Origin of the sequence: Streptomyces sp. NPDC051963 (assembly GCF_044593495.1) — a bacterium.
Taxonomy (GTDB): domain Bacteria; phylum Actinomycetota; class Actinomycetes; order Streptomycetales; family Streptomycetaceae; genus Streptomyces.
Window position 1 is genome coordinate 41043 of sequence record NZ_JBIUCC010000005.1, and the last position, 18638, is coordinate 59680.

22 protein-coding genes and 1 tRNA gene are annotated in these 18638 nt (G+C 70.3%); 6 read left to right on the forward strand and 17 right to left on the reverse strand.

Features of this window, described 5'->3' with window-relative positions; genetic code table 11:
• From ACIHFB_RS20915 to ACIHFB_RS20945, 7 genes are all read right to left on the reverse strand, one after another.
• Positions 1 to 180: hypothetical protein (locus tag ACIHFB_RS20915; RefSeq protein WP_400127577.1), on the reverse strand; the 180-nt coding region annotated here is incomplete at its 3' end.
• 72 nt (positions 181 to 252) lie between these two features.
• Positions 253 to 340: transfer RNA gene (locus ACIHFB_RS20920), tRNA-Ser, on the reverse strand.
• Between the two features lie 271 nt (positions 341 to 611).
• A complete protein-coding gene (locus ACIHFB_RS20925; RefSeq protein ID WP_365271479.1) occupies positions 612 to 848 on the reverse strand; it encodes a hypothetical protein in 237 nt (78 codons plus the stop codon).
• A gap of 88 nt (positions 849 to 936) precedes the next feature.
• Complete coding sequence (locus tag ACIHFB_RS20930; RefSeq protein WP_400127578.1) at positions 937 to 1656, reverse strand: ABC transporter permease subunit; 720 nt, start codon at positions 1654 to 1656, stop codon at positions 937 to 939.
• An 11-nt stretch (positions 1657 to 1667) separates the two neighbouring features.
• The gene (locus ACIHFB_RS20935) at positions 1668 to 2579 is read right to left on the reverse strand and encodes an ABC transporter ATP-binding protein (protein WP_365271484.1); all 912 of its coding nucleotides are present in this window, start codon (positions 2577 to 2579) and stop codon (positions 1668 to 1670) included.
• On the reverse strand, positions 2576 to 3484 hold the full coding sequence (locus ACIHFB_RS20940; protein WP_400127581.1) for an ABC transporter permease: 909 nt from the start codon (positions 3482 to 3484) through the stop codon (positions 2576 to 2578). The genes ACIHFB_RS20935 and ACIHFB_RS20940 overlap by 4 nt, the downstream gene beginning before the upstream one ends.
• Positions 3474 to 4454: an ABC transporter ATP-binding protein gene (locus ACIHFB_RS20945; protein ID WP_400127869.1), complete on the reverse strand. Its 981-nt coding sequence runs from the start codon at positions 4452 to 4454 to the stop codon at positions 3474 to 3476. The genes ACIHFB_RS20940 and ACIHFB_RS20945 overlap by 11 nt, the downstream gene beginning before the upstream one ends.
• Before the next feature lie 258 nt (positions 4455 to 4712).
• Here ACIHFB_RS20945 and ACIHFB_RS20950 point away from each other — a divergent pair, with 258 nt between their 5' ends.
• The 6 genes from ACIHFB_RS20950 to ACIHFB_RS20975 all read left to right on the forward strand — a co-directional run bounded on the left by ACIHFB_RS20950 (position 4713) and on the right by ACIHFB_RS20975 (position 10292).
• Complete coding sequence (locus ACIHFB_RS20950) at positions 4713 to 5555, forward strand: M24 family metallopeptidase (RefSeq protein ID WP_365271489.1); 843 nt, start codon at positions 4713 to 4715, stop codon at positions 5553 to 5555.
• Positions 5552 to 7309, forward strand: coding sequence for an SDR family oxidoreductase (locus ACIHFB_RS20955; RefSeq protein WP_400127582.1), 1758 nt, complete (start codon positions 5552 to 5554; stop codon positions 7307 to 7309). The genes ACIHFB_RS20950 and ACIHFB_RS20955 overlap by 4 nt, the downstream gene beginning before the upstream one ends.
• Complete coding sequence (locus tag ACIHFB_RS20960) at positions 7306 to 8184, forward strand: metal-dependent hydrolase (RefSeq protein ID WP_400127583.1); 879 nt, start codon at positions 7306 to 7308, stop codon at positions 8182 to 8184. The genes ACIHFB_RS20955 and ACIHFB_RS20960 overlap by 4 nt, the downstream gene beginning before the upstream one ends.
• Positions 8181 to 9128 (forward strand): MerR family transcriptional regulator, encoded by a 948-nt coding sequence (locus ACIHFB_RS20965; RefSeq protein WP_365271497.1) that lies wholly within the window; start codon positions 8181 to 8183, stop codon positions 9126 to 9128. The genes ACIHFB_RS20960 and ACIHFB_RS20965 overlap by 4 nt, the downstream gene beginning before the upstream one ends.
• 122 nt (positions 9129 to 9250) lie before the next feature.
• Complete coding sequence (locus ACIHFB_RS20970; protein ID WP_365271500.1) at positions 9251 to 9799, forward strand: RNA 2'-phosphotransferase; 549 nt, start codon at positions 9251 to 9253, stop codon at positions 9797 to 9799.
• A gap of 46 nt (positions 9800 to 9845) precedes the next feature.
• Entirely contained in the window at positions 9846 to 10292 is a 447-nt protein-coding gene (locus tag ACIHFB_RS20975) for a hypothetical protein (protein WP_365271503.1), read from the forward strand.
• Between the two features lie 103 nt (positions 10293 to 10395).
• On the opposite strand, the gene ACIHFB_RS20980 is transcribed toward ACIHFB_RS20975, so the two are convergent.
• Genes ACIHFB_RS20980 through ACIHFB_RS21025 form a run of 10 tightly spaced genes read right to left on the reverse strand, consistent with a single transcriptional unit; the run spans position 10396 to position 18619 of the window.
• Positions 10396 to 11307 (reverse strand): LLM class flavin-dependent oxidoreductase, encoded by a 912-nt coding sequence (locus ACIHFB_RS20980; RefSeq protein ID WP_365271506.1) that lies wholly within the window; start codon positions 11305 to 11307, stop codon positions 10396 to 10398.
• Between the two features lie 34 nt (positions 11308 to 11341).
• Positions 11342 to 12046, reverse strand: a complete 705-nt coding sequence (gene fabG / locus ACIHFB_RS20985) for a 3-oxoacyl-ACP reductase FabG (RefSeq protein WP_365271509.1) — start codon at positions 12044 to 12046, stop codon at positions 11342 to 11344.
• A gap of 16 nt (positions 12047 to 12062) precedes the next feature.
• Positions 12063 to 13031 carry a zinc-binding dehydrogenase gene (locus tag ACIHFB_RS20990; RefSeq protein ID WP_365271512.1) on the reverse strand — a complete coding sequence of 323 codons (969 nt, stop codon included), beginning with the start codon at positions 13029 to 13031 and terminating at the stop codon, positions 12063 to 12065.
• A 20-nt stretch (positions 13032 to 13051) separates the two neighbouring features.
• The gene (locus tag ACIHFB_RS20995; RefSeq protein WP_365271515.1) at positions 13052 to 13921 is read right to left on the reverse strand and encodes an acyltransferase domain-containing protein; all 870 of its coding nucleotides are present in this window, start codon (positions 13919 to 13921) and stop codon (positions 13052 to 13054) included.
• A 43-nt stretch (positions 13922 to 13964) separates the two neighbouring features.
• Positions 13965 to 14708, reverse strand: coding sequence for a polyketide synthase (locus ACIHFB_RS21000; RefSeq protein WP_365271518.1), 744 nt, complete (start codon positions 14706 to 14708; stop codon positions 13965 to 13967).
• Complete coding sequence (locus tag ACIHFB_RS21005) at positions 14705 to 15433, reverse strand: enoyl-CoA hydratase-related protein (protein WP_365271521.1); 729 nt, start codon at positions 15431 to 15433, stop codon at positions 14705 to 14707. The genes ACIHFB_RS21000 and ACIHFB_RS21005 overlap by 4 nt, the downstream gene beginning before the upstream one ends.
• Complete coding sequence (locus ACIHFB_RS21010) at positions 15430 to 16683, reverse strand: hydroxymethylglutaryl-CoA synthase (protein WP_365271524.1); 1254 nt, start codon at positions 16681 to 16683, stop codon at positions 15430 to 15432. The genes ACIHFB_RS21005 and ACIHFB_RS21010 overlap by 4 nt, the downstream gene beginning before the upstream one ends.
• Positions 16680 to 18059, reverse strand: a complete 1380-nt coding sequence (locus ACIHFB_RS21015) for a beta-ketoacyl synthase N-terminal-like domain-containing protein (RefSeq protein WP_400127584.1) — start codon at positions 18057 to 18059, stop codon at positions 16680 to 16682. Before ACIHFB_RS21015 ends, ACIHFB_RS21010 begins: the two co-directional genes overlap by 4 nt.
• A complete protein-coding gene (locus ACIHFB_RS21020; protein ID WP_400127585.1) occupies positions 18056 to 18304 on the reverse strand; it encodes a phosphopantetheine-binding protein in 249 nt (82 codons plus the stop codon). Before ACIHFB_RS21020 ends, ACIHFB_RS21015 begins: the two co-directional genes overlap by 4 nt.
• Before the next feature lie 33 nt (positions 18305 to 18337).
• Complete coding sequence (locus tag ACIHFB_RS21025) at positions 18338 to 18619, reverse strand: acyl carrier protein (RefSeq protein ID WP_365271532.1); 282 nt, start codon at positions 18617 to 18619, stop codon at positions 18338 to 18340.
• Between the last annotated feature and the right edge of the window lie 19 nt (positions 18620 to 18638).

Sequence of the window (18638 nt, forward strand, 5' to 3'; positions counted from 1 at the left end):
CGGTTCCGCCCGGGAGGACGGCATCGCGTCGGTCAGGCACCGCCTGCTGAGCTGAACCGCAACCGCCGCGGCCAGCCGTCCCGCCCGGGAGGACGGGATCGCATCGGTCGTCCAGCGCCCGCTGAGCCGAGCCCGCAACCGCCGTGGGCAGTCGTTCCGCAGGGCGGAACGGGTGGGCACGGCCTGTGGCGCCGCGCACTTACTACGTACCCCGGGCCGGAATAGCGGCCAAGTCCCAGTGACAACGTCTCGCGGAGGATGCACGGATCGAACGTGCGCGGGCTTTCCAGGCCCGACCAGGGCTTAGCAAGCCCGTGCCTTACCACTCGGCCAATCCTCCGGGTGGGCGGCCCACGCGAGAGCGACGTCGCGTGCTCGAAGCGGCCGCCCCGGGCAGCTCCCCGTGCGGAACGGGTTCGACGGTGGCGTAACTACACCGGAACCCGCCGCGGGCTGCCCTGTCGGGAGCTGTGCGTACTGCCGTGCATGGACATCGCTCAGCTCCTCTCCCTGAATGTGGCGCCGGAGTCGCCGTCCGGCGGGGTGGACACAACCATCGTGCCTGTACGACGAGTTGGGCGCCACTGATTAAAGGCGGCCGGGAGTTCGGGCTAGCGTCGCCGCCACCGCCGCCGGCGCTTGCTGAAGAACCACCCCGCGGGCGGCTCGTCGGACCGCCACGGCTGAGGCTCGGGCTCCTCCTTGCGCCAGCGGGCGGCGAGCATCCGGGCGCGGGCGGACGGCTCGGAGGTCTCGGCGGAGCGTATGAAGTCGTCGTCCAGGACCAGCTCGTCCCAGGAGTCGTCCGACTCCGGCTGTCCGCTGCCCTGCTTCGGCTCTCCTGCCATTCTCGTCCTCCCGGCCGTACGTCCCCGTTCTGCCCAGTGTGCCCGGACAGAGATGAAGCCCCTGTCAAGATCAGGGGCTTCTGACCTCCTACTCCTCTCCGGCCAGCGTCAGCGACCGCAGCTTCTGCCCGGCGTACCAGGTGGCGGCCATGGTGACCACCGCCAGCAGCACCGTCGCGGTCGGCAGGGCGACGTCGGACGTCACCATGTCCCCGCCCGCGACCTTCTGGGCCACGGCCAGCGCCCACTGCTGGACACTGAGCGTGCGCGCCCCGGACACCAGGGAGCCGAACAGGGCCTCCCAGACAAGTGCGTAGACGAGTCCGAAGACCACCGCGTGCCGCGACACCGTGCCGAGCAGCAGGAAGAGCGCGGCGTACGCGATGGAGGCGACCAGCGCGGCGATCGTGTAGGCGACGGCGATCTGCTGGCCGTTGCCGTTGAGGATGAAGCCCGCGATCAGCGTCGGCACCGCGGAGAACACCATCGTCACGGCGATGGCGACGATCAGCTTGGTGAAGATGATCGTGGGCCGTTTCACCGGCTTGGACAGCAGATAGACCACGGAGCCGTCGTCGATCTCCGGTCCGATCGCGCCGGTGCCCGCGATGACGCCGATGATCGGCACCATGGTGGCGAGCGCGAGCCCGCCCAGCAGGTCGGCCGCCGTCTGGTCGTCCGCGCCGACCAGGCCGCGCACGATCACGGAGATCACGATGAGCAACAGGGGCAGGGCGCCCAGGATGAGGGCCCTGCGACGGCCGAGCAGGGCTCGGTAGGTGAGTCGGGCGACTGTGGGGTCGTACATCTTTCGGCCTCCTACGCCGCGACCAGATACGAGAACACGGACTCGAGGGACTCGTCGGACGGCGAGACCGTCAGCAGACGGATCCCGTGGTCCCGGGCCACCCGCGGCAACAGGGCGGTGAAGCGGCCGAAGTCGACGGCCTGGATACGCAACGCGCCCTCCGCCAGGTCGACTTCGATGCCGGCCGTCGACGGATCGGAGATCAACGCGGCCGCGAGGCCGCGGTCGTCGCTGGAACGCACCAGGTAGCGGTGCGGACGGTCGGTCATCAGGCGGCGGATCTTGCGGAAGTCGCCGCTGGCCGCATGCCTGCCTGCGACGACGACCTCGATGTGGCGGGCGAGTTGCTCGACCTCTTCGAGGATGTGGGACGAGAACAGCACGGTGCGGCCCTCGTCGCCCATGCGCCGGAGCAGGTCCATGAGCTGCATGCGCTGGCGCGGGTCCATGCCGTTGAAGGGCTCGTCGAGCAGGAGCAGCGAGGGATTGTGGACCAGGGCGCTCGCCATCTTCACGCGCTGGCGCATGCCCTTGGAGTACGTCGAGATCTTGCGGTCCTGTGCGTACTCCATCTCGACCGTGGCCAGGGCCTTCTGGGCGGCCTTGGCGCCCAGGCCGTGCAACTCGGCGTTGGCGACGACGAATTCGCGGCCGGTGAGGAAGTCGTACATCGCCTCGCGCTCGGGGACGATGCCGATCTGCTTGTAGATCTGCTCGTTGCGCCAGGTCGGCCGGCCGTCGAGGGTGACGGTGCCCGTCGAGGGGGCGAGGAAGCCGCCCATCATGTTGATGAGGGTGGACTTTCCGGCGCCGTTGGGGCCGAGGAGGCCGGTGACGCCGGGGCCGATCGTCATGGTGATGTCGTTGACGGCGACCACATTGCCGAACCAGCGCGATACGTGGTCGATGGAGAGCGTGGTCACAGTCCGACCTTTCGGTAGCGGCGCATCAGCAGGCCGTAGGAGGCGGCGATCAGGCCCAGCGTGACGAGGACGTAGACCACGCCCTCCCCGTTGGACGGGCCGATGCCTCCGGGGGAGGCCGAGGAGGCTCCCAGGAACGCCGACTGCACTCCGTCGATGAGCGTGATCGGCGAGAACAGGCCGATCCAGGCGATGGCGTCCGTGGTGGCCTGTGCGTCGGCGATGGCCTGGAGCGTGGAGACGGCGCCGTACGAGATGGTCAGGACGGCGATCACGGCCGCGATGCCGAACCCGCGGCGCGGGGTGACCGAGGCGATGACGAGGCCGATTCCGGCGAAGAGCAGCGACAGCAGAGCCACGGAGACGAGTCCCTGGGCGAATCCCTTGGTCTGGTCGGCGAAATCGAGTTTCGCCAGCAGCGCGCCCACGTAGAGCACGATGAGCGGCGCCGCGGTGAGGATGAACATGGCCGAGGCGAGCGCCGCGTACTTGGCGCGTACGTAGTCGGCGGTCTCGATGGGCCGCGAGAAGTACAGCGGCACGGTCTTGAAGCGCAGGTCGCGCGAGACGGACTGGGGTGCCTGCGAGGCGACGTACAGGCTGATGACGGCCTGCATGATGACCGCGTAGCGGGTGTAGTCGACGGGCAGGTCGTTCGCCTTGGTGGCGACCGCGACGGCCACCATGATGGCCGCGGGCACACACATCACGACGAACAGCAGCATCGGCAGCACCTTGGACTTCACCGAGCGGCCGAGGCCGTAGGAGCCGCGCAGGGACTGCGAGTAGAGCGAGCGGGTGGCGTAGGAGCGGCCGAGGCGGGGGCCGTCGTAGTTGCGGTAGCCGATGTTGTGGATGCGGGTCTGGTCGCCCGGGGGTGCCGCTACGGGGTGCTCAACTGCCATGGCCGACGGCCTCCTTCCGCTGTGCGTCGCTGTCCTGGGAAGCCTCGTCGGTGAAGACCTCGGAGATGTGGTGCCTGCGCTGTTCCATACGGACCAGGCCGAGGCCGAGATCGGCGACGACGTCGCGGACGAGGTCGTACGTCTCCTCGCCCTGGGCGGTCAGCAGCAGGATGTGTCCGGCGCCCGGCAGGCCGCTCGCCGAGTCGAGGATGTCCACCCCGCGCGCGTGCAGCGCCTCGCGCACCGCGCGGGTGCCGTCCGGGTGCTCGTCGGTGTCGGTGACCTCGATCGCGAGCGTCGTCGTGGTCTGGGTGAAGTCGGTGGTGGAGCTGGAGCGCAGCAGCTTGCCGCCGTCGACGACCACGACGTGGTCGCAGGTGCGCTCGAGCTCGCCCAGCAGGTGCGAGGTGACCAGGACGGAGATACCGAAGTCGGTGTGGATGCGGCGGATGAGGCCGAGCATCTCGTCCCGGCCGACCGGGTCGAGGCCGTTGGTCGGCTCGTCCAGGAAGACCAGCTGCGGGTCGTGCACCAGGGCCTGGGCCAGCTTCACGCGCTGCTTCATACCGGTCGAGTAGCCGCCGATGGGGCGGTAGCGCTCCTCGTACAGACCGACATGGCGCAGTGTGTCCGCGGTGCGCTCGCGGGCGGCGGCGGGCGGGAGGCCGGACATGCGTGCCATGTGGACGACGAACTCGGTGGCCGAGACGTCGGGTGGCAGACAGTCGTGCTCCGGCATGTAGCCGACTCGCTCGCGGATCGCGGCGCCCTTGGTGGCGACGTCGAGTCCGAGCACTTCGGCACGGCCTTCGGTGGCAGGGGACAGACCCAGAAGGATCTTGATCAGTGTGGACTTGCCGGCTCCATTGGCTCCGACGAGTCCGGTCACACCGGGCCCGACGTCCACGGAGAGCCGGTCAAGCGCGGTCACCCGGGGGAACCGCTTGCTCAGGCTTTCGGTCGCGATCACAGTCACGAGTAAGACGGTAGTGACGCAAACCACTCCGGTCGTCAGACCGGAGAGCCGTCTTGGCGTCCCTCTCGAGTCGTACGGGGCCCTAAGGGTCACCCTGAGGTCGAACAACGGCCCCGGTGTTTTCCACATCGGCGCGGTTGTCCACAGGCGCACAGGGGCCTATTGACGCAGCCTCTAACAACTGTCACATTCACCAGTGTCAAGTTACGGGCACGTACCGCGGTCAGCGTGGACAGGGTGGGGCGGTGTCGGATGACGACGGCTGTTGCAGATGAACGCGCCGCGGGGCTGCGGAAGTTCCGGAAGGTGCAGCGCCTGGCGTACGAGTGCGCGGAGGCCGTCGCGGCCCGGCTGAAACCGGGGGTGACCGAGCGCGAGGCGGCGCGGATGCAGCGCGAGTGGCTGCGTGAGCGGGGTGTGCGGGACTGGTTCCATCTGCCCTTCGCCTGGTTCGGCGACCGCACGGCGTTCGTGAACTTCCGTGTCCCGCTTCAGTTCTTCCCCACCAACCGCCGGCTCGAGCCCGGGATGCCGTTCATCCTGGACATGGCCCCGGTCTTCGAGGGCTGCACGGCGGACATCGGCTACTCCGGCTCGCTCGGCATCAACCCGGTGCAGGACAAGCTGATGGCCGACCTGGAGGCGCACCGTGAGCTGATCCTGCGCGAGGTGCGCGAGCGCCGCCCGCTGCGGGAGATCTACGAGGACGTGGACCGCCTCATGGTCCGCCAGGGCTACGCCAACCGGCACCGCGCCTACCCGTTCGGGGTGATCGCCCACAAGGTGGACCGGGTCAAGGAGCGCCGCTGGTCACCGCATGTGTTCGGGTTCGGCACCCAGTCCCTGAAGGGTCTGGCGAGCGATGCGCTGCACGGCCACCGCGACGGCTGGTCGCCGCTGTGGTCGCCGTACCGCTTCTCCGACCACCCCCCGCAGCCGGGCCTGTGGGCGGTCGAACCCCACCTCGGCTTCAGGGGTACGGGCGCGAAGTTCGAGGAGATCCTCGTCGTCACCGACTCCGCGGACCCCGAGCAGAGCGCCTTCTGGCTGGACGACGATCTGCCGCACGTGCGGCGCTGGGCGGAGGACAAGTGACGGTGCTGAAGGGGGCGCGGGAGCGCCGGGTGCGGACCGGCGGGGTCGAGCTGTGCGTCGCCGAGCTGGGGGACCCGGACCGTCCGACGGTCGTCCTTGTACACGGCTACCCGGACAGCAAGGAGGTGTGGTCCGAGGTCGCCGCCGGCCTCGCCGACAGCTTCCACGTGGTGCTGTACGACGTCCGGGGCCACGGCAGGTCCACGGCACCGCAGCCGCTGCGCGGCGGTTTCACGCTGGAGAAGCTGACGGACGACTTCCTGGCGGTCGTGGACGCGGTCAGCCCGGACCGGCCGGTGCACCTGGTGGGGCACGACTGGGGCTCGGTGCAGTCCTGGGAGTTCGTCACCGTCAAGCGCACCGAGGGGCGCATCGCGTCCTTCACCTCGATGTCCGGGCCGTCCCTGGACCACTTCGGGCACTGGATCCACGCGCGCGTGAAGCGCCCCACCCCGCGCCGGGTCGGCCAGCTGCTGGGTCAGGGCGCCAAGTCCTGGTACGTGTATCTGCTGCACACACCGGTCCTGCCCGAACTGGCCTGGCGCGGCCCTCTCGGCAAGACCTGGCCGCGCATCCTGGAGCGCGTCGAGCGCGTGCCCGGCGACGGCTACCCGACCTCCTCGCTCCCGACGGACGCCGCGCACGGGGCATGGCTGTACCGGGACAACATCCGGCCGAGGCTGCGCAGGCCCCGCGCGGACGCCTACGCGCACGCGCCCGTGCAGCTCGTCACGCCGCTGGGGGACGCGTTCCTGTCGGAGAAGCTGTACTCCGACCTGGAGCAGTGGGCTCCGCAGCTGACCCGTCGCACGCTCCCCGCCAAGCACTGGATCCCGCGTTCCCGGCCCGACCAACTGACGGCGTGGATCTCCGAGTTCGTCACCGCCGTCGAGGGCGGCCGGTCCGAGGTGAGCGCCAAGGGCAGGCACGCCGACCGGTTCGGCGGGCAGCTCGTCGTGGTCACCGGCGCGGGCAGCGGCATCGGGCGGGCCACGGCGTTCGCGTTCGCCGAGGCGGGCGCGCGCGTGGTGGCCGTCGACCGGGACGCGGAGTCCGCCGCCCGCACCGCCGAGCTGTCCCGTCTGATCGGCGCCCCCGAGGCCTGGGCCGAGACCGTCGACGTCGCGGACGAGCAGGCCATGGAGAAGCTCGCCGAGAAGGTCGCCGCCGAGTACGGCGTGGTGGACGTGCTGGTGAACAACGCCGGGATCGGCCTGTCCGGCTCCTTCCTGGACACCACCCCGGAGGACTGGAAGAAGGTCCTCGACGTCAATCTGTGGGGCGTCATCCACGGCTGCCGGCTGTTCGGGAAGCAGATGGCCGAGCGCGGACAGGGCGGCCACATCGTCAACACCGCGTCGGCGGCGGCGTACCAGCCCTCCAAAGCGCTGCCCGCCTACAGCACCTCCAAGGCGGCGGTGCTGATGCTGAGCGAGTGTCTGCGCGCCGAGCTGGCCGGACAGGGCATCGGCGTGACGGCGATCTGCCCCGGCTTCGTCAACACCAACATCACCTCGACCGCGCGCTTCGCCGGGGTCGACGCCACCGAGGAGAAGCGGCGCCAGAAGAAGTCCGCGCGCCTGTACGGGCTGCGGAACTACCCGCCGGAGAAGGTCGCCGACGCGATCCTGCGGGCGGTGGTGAAGAACCAGGCCGTCGTCCCGGTGACACCCGAGGCGCGCGGCGCCCACCTCATGTCCCGGTTCACGCCCCGCGCGCTGCGGGCCGTCGCCCGGCTGGAGCCGCCGCTGTGACCGATCACGGGTACGCCATCACCCCACGCCGCGTGTCCTTCGACTGGACGCGTACGCCGCTGCACTGGATCCCCGGCGAATCGACCGCGACCCACGTCGTCAATGTGCTGCATCTGCTGCTGCCGGCGGGGGAGCGGTGGTTCGTAAAAGTCTTCAAGGAGGGTCTGCCGCTGGTCCGGGATCCCGAACTCCTGGCGGACGTCAAGGGTTTCATGGGCCAGGAGGCCACGCACAGCGTGCAGCACTCGCACGTGCTCGACCACCTCAAGGCACAGCAGCTGGACACCGCGGAGTTCACCAAGTACGTCGACTTCCTCTTCGAGCGGCTGCTCGGTGAGCGTCCACCGCTCGGCGCGCCGATACCGCAGCCGGAGTGGCTGCGCTGGCGGCTTGCGGTCGTCGCGGCGATCGAGCAGTTCACGGCGGTGCTCGGCGACTGGGTCCTGGCCGCCGACGGCCTGGACCGTGCCGAGGCCGACGAGGTCATGCTCGATCTGCTGCGCTGGCACGGCGCGGAGGAGGTAGAACACCGCGCGGTCGCCTTCGACATGTACGAGCACTGCGGCGGCCCCGGCACGCCCCGCTACGCCCGCCGCCTCGCCGCCATGGCCGTCACGGCACCGGTGCTGCTCTACCTGTGGGTGTGGGGGACGGCCTACCTCATACGTCGCGATCCACAGCTCGGCGGCCGGCTGCGCTACTCCCTCGCCGAGCACAACAGAGCCGTGCACAAAGGTCTGCTGCCGACGTGGCGGCAGCTGGGCGCGGCGATCCCCCGCTATGTCCGGCGGTCGTACCACCCTTCGCAGGAAGGGTCGTTGAGCCGGGCGGTCGAGTATCTGAGGAGGTCACCGGCGGCGAGGACGGTCGCGTGACCACCGAGCAGACCGGCCCCGGCTACCGGATCGAGGACCTCGCGCATCGCAGCGGCGCCACGGTCCGGACCATCCGCGCCTACCAGGACCGCGGCCTGCTCCCCCGCCCCGAGCGCCGCGGCCGGGCCAACGTCTACGGCGACGCCCATCTCGCCCGGCTGCGCCGGATCGCCGGTCTCCTCGACCGCGGCTACACCCTGGCCTCCATCAAGGAACTCCTGGAGGCCTGGGACGCCGGCCGCGGCCTCGGCGGCGTGCTCGGTCTGGTCGCCGAGGTCGGCGGCCCGTGGACCGACGAGGAGGCGGTGCGGATCTCGCGCGCGGAGTTGGACGAGCGGTTCGGCGGCTCCCCCGACGACGCGGCCGTCGCCGACGCGGTCGAACTCGGCGTGCTGGAGCCGGTGCCGGGCGACGACGACTCGTTCCTCGTACCCAGTCCCCAAGAGCTCGCCGTGGCCGTCGAGTTGCACGCGGCCGGAGTCCCCCTGTCCGCGATCTCGGGACATCTACGGGAGTTGAGAGGTCAGGTCGAGCACATCGCGGCCCGTTTCCTGGAGTTCACCACCGAGCATGTCTTCGCCCGCTACCTGGACGGACCGCACCGTCCGACCGACGCGGACGCGGCCGAGGCGGCCTCGCTCGTACGACGGCTGCGACCGCTCGCCCGCCAGTCGGTGGACGCGGAACTCGCGCGGGCGATGCGCCTGTTCGCGGTGCGGCACCTGCGGCAGCACCTCGGCGCGGACGAGGCTCCGCAGGCACGCGAGGAGACTCGCTCCGTGCCGATTCCGGCCGGGACAATGCACGCTGTGGAGAAGCTGGTTGGTCCAGGGAGAGCGGCCGAATTCATCGGACTGGCCGCCGAACGGGAGGTGCGGGCAAGGGCGTTGGACGACCTCGCCTCAAGTCACGCCCCATCAGTTGATCTTGACGAAACCCCTTGAATCGACGGCTCGTTGTCCACAGAATCGCCAATTCCCCTGTGGATAACTGCACTTGGTTGTGGATCAAACATCCGGAGTCAAATCATTCGCGTGATCCAGGTCTCTCGCGGCACCCTGAGGCCATGGATGAAAGACGCACCGTGAAGGTGTCGAAGTACCTCTCGAAGCATCTGCGCCATCAGCCCGAGAGGATCGGGCTCACGCTCGACGAGGGCGGCTGGGTCGAGATCGACACGCTCATGGCCGCGGCGGCCGCGCACGGCTTCCGGTTCACCCGGGACGAGCTGGATCATGTGGTCGCCGCCAACGACAAGAAGCGCTTCGCGATCGACGGCTCGCGGATCCGCGCCAGCCAGGGCCACAGCGTCGAGGTCGACCTCGGACTGCCCCAGGCGACCCCGCCGCCGTACCTCTACCACGGGACCGTGGCCCCGAACCTGGACGCGATCCGCACCGAGGGCCTCCGCCCCATGAACCGGCACGACGTGCACCTCTCGCCCGACCGCGAGACGGCGACCCGCGTCGGCGCCCGCCGCGGCCGACCCGTCGTCCTGTCCGTGGACACCGACGCCATGCACCGCGACGGCCATGTCTTCCACGTCAGCGCGAACGGCGTGTGGCTCACGAAGGCCGTGCCGCCGGAGTACCTGAGGTTTCCCGCAGGGCACTGAGGCCGGACCGTTTTCCCCACCGGCACGGACGCTGGATGATCTGTGCATGGACCACCTCCCCACCACCCAGGCCGCCGTCACCGCCCTCCGAGAGATCGCCGCCGAGTATGCGCTCGAGATCGAGGTGATCGACGACATAGGCGCCGACCAGACCTCGCGCCGCACGGCGGCGGGCATCGGCGTCACCACCGACCCGGACGGCTCCCTGCCCCACGAGGCCCACGTCGAGTTCGGCGGCCTGCCTCGGGTGAGCGTCCGCCTCTACCCCGAGGACGACGCGCTGATCACGGTCGAGGGCGTCGAGTGCCCCGACATCCCGCGCGACGACGTCCCGGCCTTCCTCCGCTCGGTATTCGGCGAGCTCGCGTATGTCACCGCACGCCGTTTCCCGCCCGGCTACCGCCTGGTCGTGCCGTTGCCCGGAGACCGTGCGCACAAGGAGTGGACGGCGATGATCTCCCTCACTCCGTGGCTGAGCAGCCGCGTACGGTGACTGTTTCACGTGAAACCCGATCGGCCGCACCCGCTCGACCCACGAGTCTGCGTCTGAGCACCGTGATCCTCCCCTACCGCCGCCGGCACGAGAGCGCCGGGGATCAAGCCAGCTGCGCCGGGGCCTCCATGGCGATCCGCTCGAAGACCTTCTCGTCGGCGGCGAAGTCGGAGTCCGGGATCGGCCAGTGGATCACGATCTCGGTGAAACCCAGTGCCAGGTGCCGGCCCGCGAAGTCGACGAAGGCACCGAGGGACTCCAGCGGACGCCCGCGATCCGGCGTGAAACCGGTCAGCAGGATCTTGTCGAGCCCGCTCACGTCCCGGCCGATCGTCGCGCAGGCATCTGCGAGCTTCTCGGCCTGTCCACGAATCGCCCGAACGGACTGTTCAGGAGTGCCGTTCTCGTACAGCCTGGGGTCGCCGGTGGTCACCCACGCCTGTCCGTACTGTGCGGCGAGCTTCAGCCCGCGCGGCCCGGTCGCGGCCACCGCGAACGGCAGCCGGGGGCGCTGCACACAACCTGGGATGTTGCGCGCCTCGTGCGCCGCGTAGAAGTCGCCCTCGTACGACACCCCGTCCTTGCCGTCCTCGGTCAGCAGCCGGTCGAGCAACGGGATGAACTCGGCCAACCGGTCGGCACGCTCCCGCGGCGTCCATGGCTCCTGGCCGAGCGCGGTCGCGTCGAAACCGGTGCCGCCCGCCCCGATACCGAGCGTGACCCGCCCGCCCGAGATGTCGTCGAGGGAGATCAGCTCCTTGGCGAGGGTGACCGGGTGCCGGAAATTGGGCGACGTGACGAGGGTGCCCAAGCGGGTGCGCTCGGTCACACCCGCGGCGGCGGTCAGCGTCGGGACCGCGCCGAACCACGGCCCGTCCCGGAAGGAACGCCAGGACAGGTGGTCGTAGGTGTACGCGGTGTGGAAACCGAGATCCTCCGCGCGCTGCCAGGCGGCGCGGCCGCCTTCGTGCCAGCGGCGGTACGGCAGGATCACGGTGCTCAGACGCAGACTCATGCCACCGAGCCTACGGTGACCCGTGAGGTGAGGCTCAGGCGCCGAGCCCCAGGCCGCCGTCGACAGGGATCTCGGCCCCGGTGATGTAGCGGGATTCGTCGGCGGCGAGCCAGAGCACGGTGTCGGCGATCTCATCCGGTTCCGCCGGGCGCTTGAGGAAAGTGCGGTCCAGGAGTTGCCGACGCATGTCCTCGGGCATGTCCTCCAGCATCGCGGTGCGGACGACACCGGGTGAAACGAGGTTCGCCGTGATGCCGTAGCCGGCGTATTCCCGGGCGATGCTGCGGGCGAGTCCGACCAGGCCCGCCTTGGACGCCGCGTAGTTGCCGGCACCCCGTCGGCCCGCCGCGCCGAGGACGGAGGAGATGAAGATCATCCGGCCGCGCCGGATTCTCACCATGCCGCGGCCGGCGCGCTTGGCGACCCGGTAGGCCCCGGTGAGGTTGGTGTCCAGGACGTGGCTGAACTGGTCCTCGGTCATGGCGGCCAGGGGGGCGGAGTGGGTGATCCCGGCGTTCGAGACGAGAACCTCCACCGGGCCGTGGGCCGCCTCCGCGGTGGTGAAGGCGGCGTTGACCTGCTCGGTACTGGTGACGTCGCACCGCAGGTTGAGGGCGCCCGGCAGCTCGTCGGTGCCGCGGTGGGCGACGGCGACGTGGTCGCCCGCCTTGAGGAAGGCTTCCGCGATGGCGCGGCCGATGCCGCGGTTGCCGCCGGTGATCAGAATGGAGCGGTTCATGGGGAGCCTTTCGCGGTCACCAGTGGAAAGCGATCTTGCCGACGACATCGCCTTCCAGGAGGCGTGCGAAGCCTTTGTGGGCGTCGGTGAAGGGAAGCTCGTCGGCGATGTCCGGGCGCAGACCGTGGCGGGTCATGAGGGCCAGGAGTCGGCCGAGTTCATCGAGGGTGCCGGAGGTGGAGCCGACGACTTTCAGTTCGTTCCAGAAGATCCGGTTCAGGTGGGCGATCGGGTCGGCGCCCGAGGTGGCGCCGGTGACGACGATGGTGCCTCCGGGGCGGACGGAGCGCAGGGTGTGGGACCAGGTGGCGCGCCCGACGCTCTCCATGACCGCGTCGACGGGTTCGGGCAGGGGCCTGCCCGAGGGGAAGGCGGCGTGGGCGCCGAGGCGTTCGGCCGCGGCTCGCTTCTCGGCGCTGCGGCTGGTGACCCAGACGCGGAAGCCGGCCACGCGGGCGAGCCGGGTCAGCGCGGTGGACACACCGCCGCCGGCTCCCTGGATGAGGACGGTGTCTCCCGGGGTGAGGCCGGACTTGGTGAACAGCATGCGGTAGGCGGTGAGCCAGGTGCCGGTGACACAGGCGGCTTCGGCGTGGGTGAACTCGGCCGGTTTGGGCGCGAGGACATGGCGGGGGACGGCGACGCGTTCGGCGAAGGTGCCGGGGGCTCCTTCGCTGAGGAGCGTGTGGGCGGGGTCGCGGACGGGCTCGTGGCTCCACCGGGGTGCGGCGATGACGGTGCCGACGATGACCTCGTTGCCTTCTTCGTCGGTGCCGCTGGCCTCGCCCCCGAGGATCATCGGGTAGCGGTCGGCGGGCAGTCCGGCACCGCGCAGGGTCCACAGGTCGTGGTGGTTCAGGCCGGCGGCCTTGACGGTGATGACGGCCCAGGTGTCGTCGGGGGCGGTGGCTTCGGGGCGTTCCCCGAAGCGCAGCACTCCCAGCGGGTCGTCGGACGAGGGATGTTGAGCGTAGACCGCGTGCATGGTCTGCCTCCGGGGTGTGGTCAGGGCCGGGCCGCGAGGCGTCGGCGGCGGATCTGCCGTACGAGCGAGAGCAGCGTCGTGGTGCCGCCGATCTCGGTGAACGTGGTGTCCGGGTCCCCGTCGAGGACGAGTTCGACGGACGGCGCCCAGAGGACGGGGTGGTCGATCTGGCGCGTGAGGTCCGTGACGATGCGCGGGATGCCGTGGGGCCGCGCGGTGTGGTTCGCGATGACCGGCACCGCGGGCTCGTGCCAGTGGGGGACGGCCATGAGGGTGGTGGCGAACTCCTCGGCGGCCCGGCTCATGTAGGGGGTGTGGAAGGGACCGCTCACCTTGAGTGGTGTCACGGCGCGGGCCCCGGCGTCGCGCAGTCGCGGGACGGCTTGGAGAAGTGCCCCTTCCGGGCCGGCGAGTACCACCTGGTGGGGCGTGTTGAGTACGGCGATGTGCAGGCTGGGCGACGCCAGTGGGCACAGCGTCTCCGTCAGCCTGGCGATGTCGATTCCGCTGACGGCGACCATGCCACCAGGGGTGGCGTCCATCAGCCGGGCGCGCTCGGCGACGAGTCGCAGCCCGGTGGGGAAGTCGAACACCCCTGCGGCTTCCAGGGCGTTGTACTCGCCGAGGCTGTGGCCGAGCAACACATCCGCGTGGGTCGAGCCGTCAAGGACATGCTGACGGTAGGCCAGGGCATTGACCGTGTAGACGGCGGGCTGGGTGAAACGCGTATGCCCCAGAACGCCGTCCGGATCCTCCAGGCACAGGCGGCGGAGCGAGTAGCCGAGGATCTCCTCGGCGAGCTCGGTCAGGCCGGGGAACCTCGTGAAGAGGTCCTTGCCCATGCCGATGTGCTGGGTTCCTTGGCCGGGGAAGAGCAGAGCGATGGTCACGGTGGGCCTCCCGCGTCGGGCTGCGGAGGGTGGAGTGGACTGGTCACGTGCTGGGGTAGAGCGTGCCGATACGGCGCCGGGCCTCAGGGGCACTCAAGGTGGCCATGTGGTGGGCGAGTTCTCGTTCCAGGGCCGCCAGCGCCTGGTCCCTCGCGGGTGCGGCGAGTTCCTGCTTGAGCAGCCGGAGCGTCGTACGGGGGGCCTGGGCGATCCGTCGGGCGAGGGCGTAGGCACGGGAGGGGACCTTGTCGTGCGCGACGATGTTCACCGCGGCACCGCGGGCGGCGAGTTCACGGCCGCGATAGGGGCGGCCGGTGTAGAGCATCTCGGTGCCCAGCGCCTGTCCGAGGGTCGCGGGGAGCAGGTGGGTGGAGCCCAGGCAGGGTGTGAAGCCGTAGGTGACGAAGTTGGCGGAGTAGCTGGAGTGATCACTCAGAACCACCGCGTCCGCGTAGAGCGCCAGGAGTAGTCCGCCGCCGATCGCATGGCCCTGTGCCGCGGCGACGACGGGCAGCGGACAGTCGGCGGCGGCCCGTACGAAGTCCCAGCCGGCCGGTGTGCGGGCCTCACCCTCGGCGGTCAGGTCCTCGCGGGTACCGCCGGAGCAGAAGACGTCGGACAGCCCGCTCAGAACGATCACGCGTGTGCCGGGATCCGCCGCCGCCTCCCCCAGAGCGGCGGGCAGGGCGGTACGCGCGGCGGGTGTGATGCGGTTGCCGTGGGCGGCGTCCGTCAAGGTCACATGGGCCAGGGGCGCTTCCAGATGAATCTGCACCGGGGCGGTCATGGCAGGAGCCCCTGTTCTGCGAGCAGGGACATCCGGGCGCGGCTGGCCGGGTCCTCGAGGCGCTCCCGCATGGCTTCTGCCACCTTCTCCAGGCTGCCGGTCTCGGGTTGGAGGGTGTTGCGGTACCGCTTGAGGGCCGCGACGGCCGCCGGGGTGGTGCGTCCCAGCTCGCGCATGATCCGTACCAGCTCGGCTTCCGGGTCCGGGGCCGCGCGGTCGGCGAGGCCGGCGCCGACCGCGGCGGCGGCGTCCAGCTGGTGTGCGGTCAGAGCCAGCGAGAAGGCGCGGTGGTGACCGGTGCGGCGGGCGACGACCGGGAGCAGGACGGCCGGCAGCAGCCCCACCAGCAACTCGGTGATTCTGAACGTGGCCTCGGGACCGGCGACGACCTGGTCGCACGCGGCGACAACGGCGACGCCGCCGCCGGTGACCTGCCCGTTGACGAGGGCCACAGTGGCCAGGGGGCTCCGGGCCAGACCCGTCAGGAGGTCTTGTGCCAGCGCGAGGCCGCCCATGATGTCGCTCGTGGGCCGGTCACCGCTCAGGGGCATCCCGGTGCAGAACGCCGGACCGTCGGAGGCGATCACGAAGGCGCGCACCCGGGGAGTGCGTTCGGCCCGTTCCAGTGCCGCGGTCAGGGCGATGACCACGTCCTCGCCGAGTACGGGACCGGTGAGCGTGGCCCGCAGTTGTCCGGGCCGGTGGGTCACGGCGACGGCGGTCATGACTGCCCTCCGGGGAGCTGGACGTAGTGGCGCTCGTGGCCGTCGACGCGCTCCAGCATCGTCAAGGGGTGGCCCGGGCTCAGGGCCGGCGCCACCTTCTGCGCGAAGGACAGATCGCCCTCGTAGTCCGCCACACCGGCGCACAACGGGTCGCACGCGTCGGCGATCTCGTCGTAGGCGGCGACGTCCAGGCGTGTGCGGGCGGCGAGCGCGTCCGCCACGCCCGAGGTGCCGGTCCGCGTGGTGGGGTTGAGCAGGTAGCTGCAGAACTCCGATGAGCACCCGGACCCGTAGGAGAAGATCCCGACCCGCCGGATGGCCGCAGCCCCGGGGTCGGTCTTGGCGTGGTCGAGGAGGCTGAGCAGGGCGAGGAGGGTGGTTCCGGCGTAGATGTTGCCGACCTGCGCGGGGTAGCGGATGGAGTCCTGGAGACGGCGGTCGAAGTCCTCGGCGATCCGCTGCGGAGGGATGCGCCCCAGGCTGCGCAGCAGGGATCGGTGTGCCCCGCGGACCGCTCCGGGGAAGGGGGTGTGGAAGACGAGGTGGTCGAAGGAGCCGAAGAAATCGGTGTCCGGGCGCCGCCGCACGTAGTCGCCGTAGGCGGTCCTGAGGCACTCGACGTACGACATGAGGGACAGGTCGGGGTCCCAGATGTGATCCGACGGAGTGGGGCGGCGCACGTCGGTCACGTCGAAACTGCTGTATCCGGCAGCACCCAACTCCGCTGTCGCCAGCGTGGGTTCGGGTGCGACGAGGACGGCGACCGCGCCCGCTCCCTGGCTGGGCTCCGCGGTGCTGCCGCGAATCAGACGCGGCACGTCACAGCCGATCACCAGGGCGCGGGCGTCCTCGCGGGATGCGGTCGCGATCTGTGCCGCGGCGAGCTGGAGTGCTGCCACGCCCGCGTAACAGGCTTGCTTGACCTCGAACAGGCGGCAGGTGCGGGGCAGTCCCAGGAGTTCATGGACCCAGGTCGCGGTCGCCTTGGACAGATCGATCCCCGACTCCGTGCCCACCACCAGCAGTTCGATGGTCGCCAATTCGCGTTCGCCGAGACGATCCAGGAGGGGGCGGGCGGCGTTGACCGCGTAGCTGATGACGTCCTCGCAGGGCAGCGCGACCGTCTTGCGCCGCATCATCAGGTTCGCCATGCGGGAGGTGTCCATGCCCCGCGCCCGGAACAGGTCGTCGACTTCGACGCAGGCCAGTCCGAGGTAGGCGCTGATGTCCTCGATGCCGACCGGCTTCATGGGCTGTCCTCCTCCGTCGTTCGCCCCAGGACGAGGCATGCGTTGATCCCGCTGAAGGCGAAGCTGTTGCTCAACCCGGCAGGCAGCGGCACACCCGTGATCGTGTCGGTGACGAACCTCAGGTCCGCCCGCACCGGTTTGGCCAGCCGGGGATTGGCATGGCAGTAGCCGCCGGTGAGTTGGAGCAGGGTCGCGACGGCCTCGACGAGCCCTGCGGCTCCCAGCCCGTGGCCGAGAAGGGCCTTGGTGGAGTTGATCCAGGGTCCTTCGACGGCCGCTTCTTCAGGTGCTGTCGCTTCGGTGACTGCTCGTTCGGCGGCTGTCGCTTCGGTGACTGCGCCTTCACCGGCGCCGAACACCGCGCTGAGGGCCGCGGCCTCGCTGTCGTCGCCGATGGCCGATCCGGTGCCGTGGGCGTTGACGTAGTCGATGTCCGACGGGGCGAGACCGGCGTCGGACAACGCCGTACGCATCGCCCGGATCTGGCCGTCGGTGTCGGGCTGGGTGCCCCGTCGGCCGTCCGTGCCCGTGCCGGAGCCGAGAATCCGGCCCAGCGGCCTGATGCCTCGCCGATACGCCTGGGACGCGGGCTCGATGAGCACGGCCGCCGCGATGTGTGCCGCGGCGAAGCCGTCGTGGCTCTCGTCGAAAGGGCGGCAGGCCGCGGTGGCATCCCCGTCGGCGGCGATGCGGGCCATGGCCCCGGCCTTCGCGAAGGCGCTGATCTCGACCGGGGAGAGGTCGTTGACGGGTGCGACGACCAGACAGCGGGGTGACTGCCCGGTGGCCACCATGCGGGTGGCATGGATCAGTGCGAGAGCGCCGGCGGCCGACGATCCGCCGATCGGCCATCCCTCCCCGCCGCATCCGGTCACTTCTCCTACGGCACCGAGCGCGTCGGTGTCGAAACAGTCGAGCAGATGCCCGGCGCGGATCACGGACGGGTCGGCGGCGTAGGCGGTGGCGGTGCGGGACTGGTGGGTCAGCGCCAGGTTGTTGCCCGCGATCACCACGCTCGTGTCACGGGCTTCGGCGCTGGTCAGCCGGGCGGCGGTACATGCCGACAGGGCGACACAGCAGGCCGTCTGCACGGGGAGGGTGGCCCGTGAGGCGACGCGGCGCAGTCTCCTGCGGCTCGGCAGGTCGTCGCAGTGGTCCTGGGCCCAGGACCGCAGGTCGAAGGCGTCCAGGTGGGCGGCCGGGATCGCAAGTTCCCCACCGGAGCCGGGTACGGAAGTGGCACGCAGCGCGGGCTCTCCACGGCGCAGCACGCGGTCCAGTTCGGCGACGGTGGTGGCGGCGGGGTGCAGCACCCCGGCGGAGGTGACCACGATGTCGGTGCCCCGCCGCTGCTGTACCGCTTGAGAGGGCTTCACGGCTGCTCGCAGTGTGCGTGGAGCCGATCGGCGAGCTCGCCGAGCGTGGGCGTGGCGGCGAGAGCGGCAGTGGGCACTTTCAGGTGCAGTTCGTCCACGGCACCGACCAGGATGTCCATGCGGTCGAGGGAGTTGGCTCCCAGGTCCCGCAGGTTCTGCCCGGGGTGGATCTCGTCGTCCTGGAGGTCGGTCAGTACGTCCAGGACATGTCGGCACAGTACTTCCCAGATCTTGTCGCGCGTCATGGATCCCTCCTCCCGAGTGCCGCGGCGACCGGGTCAGCGTGCCTCTTGCGGCAGGTCGGCGCGGGTCGCCACGTGTTCGGCGAGTTCGGCCAGGGTGGGGTTCTGGTAGAGCGCCTCGACCTTCTCCTCAAGGCCGTAGCGGGAGTTGATGACCGCGGTGACCTCGGCCCCGAGTACGGAGTCCAGGCCCAGGTCCTGGAAAGCGGTGTCGTCACCGATCTCCTCGGGCTCGCAGTACAGGACTTCCGCCAGATGCGTGCGCAGCACTTCGCGGACTTCGTCGGCGGTCACGGGCTGGGAGGTGGGCTGGGACATGGCAGTTCTCCTGTCGTGG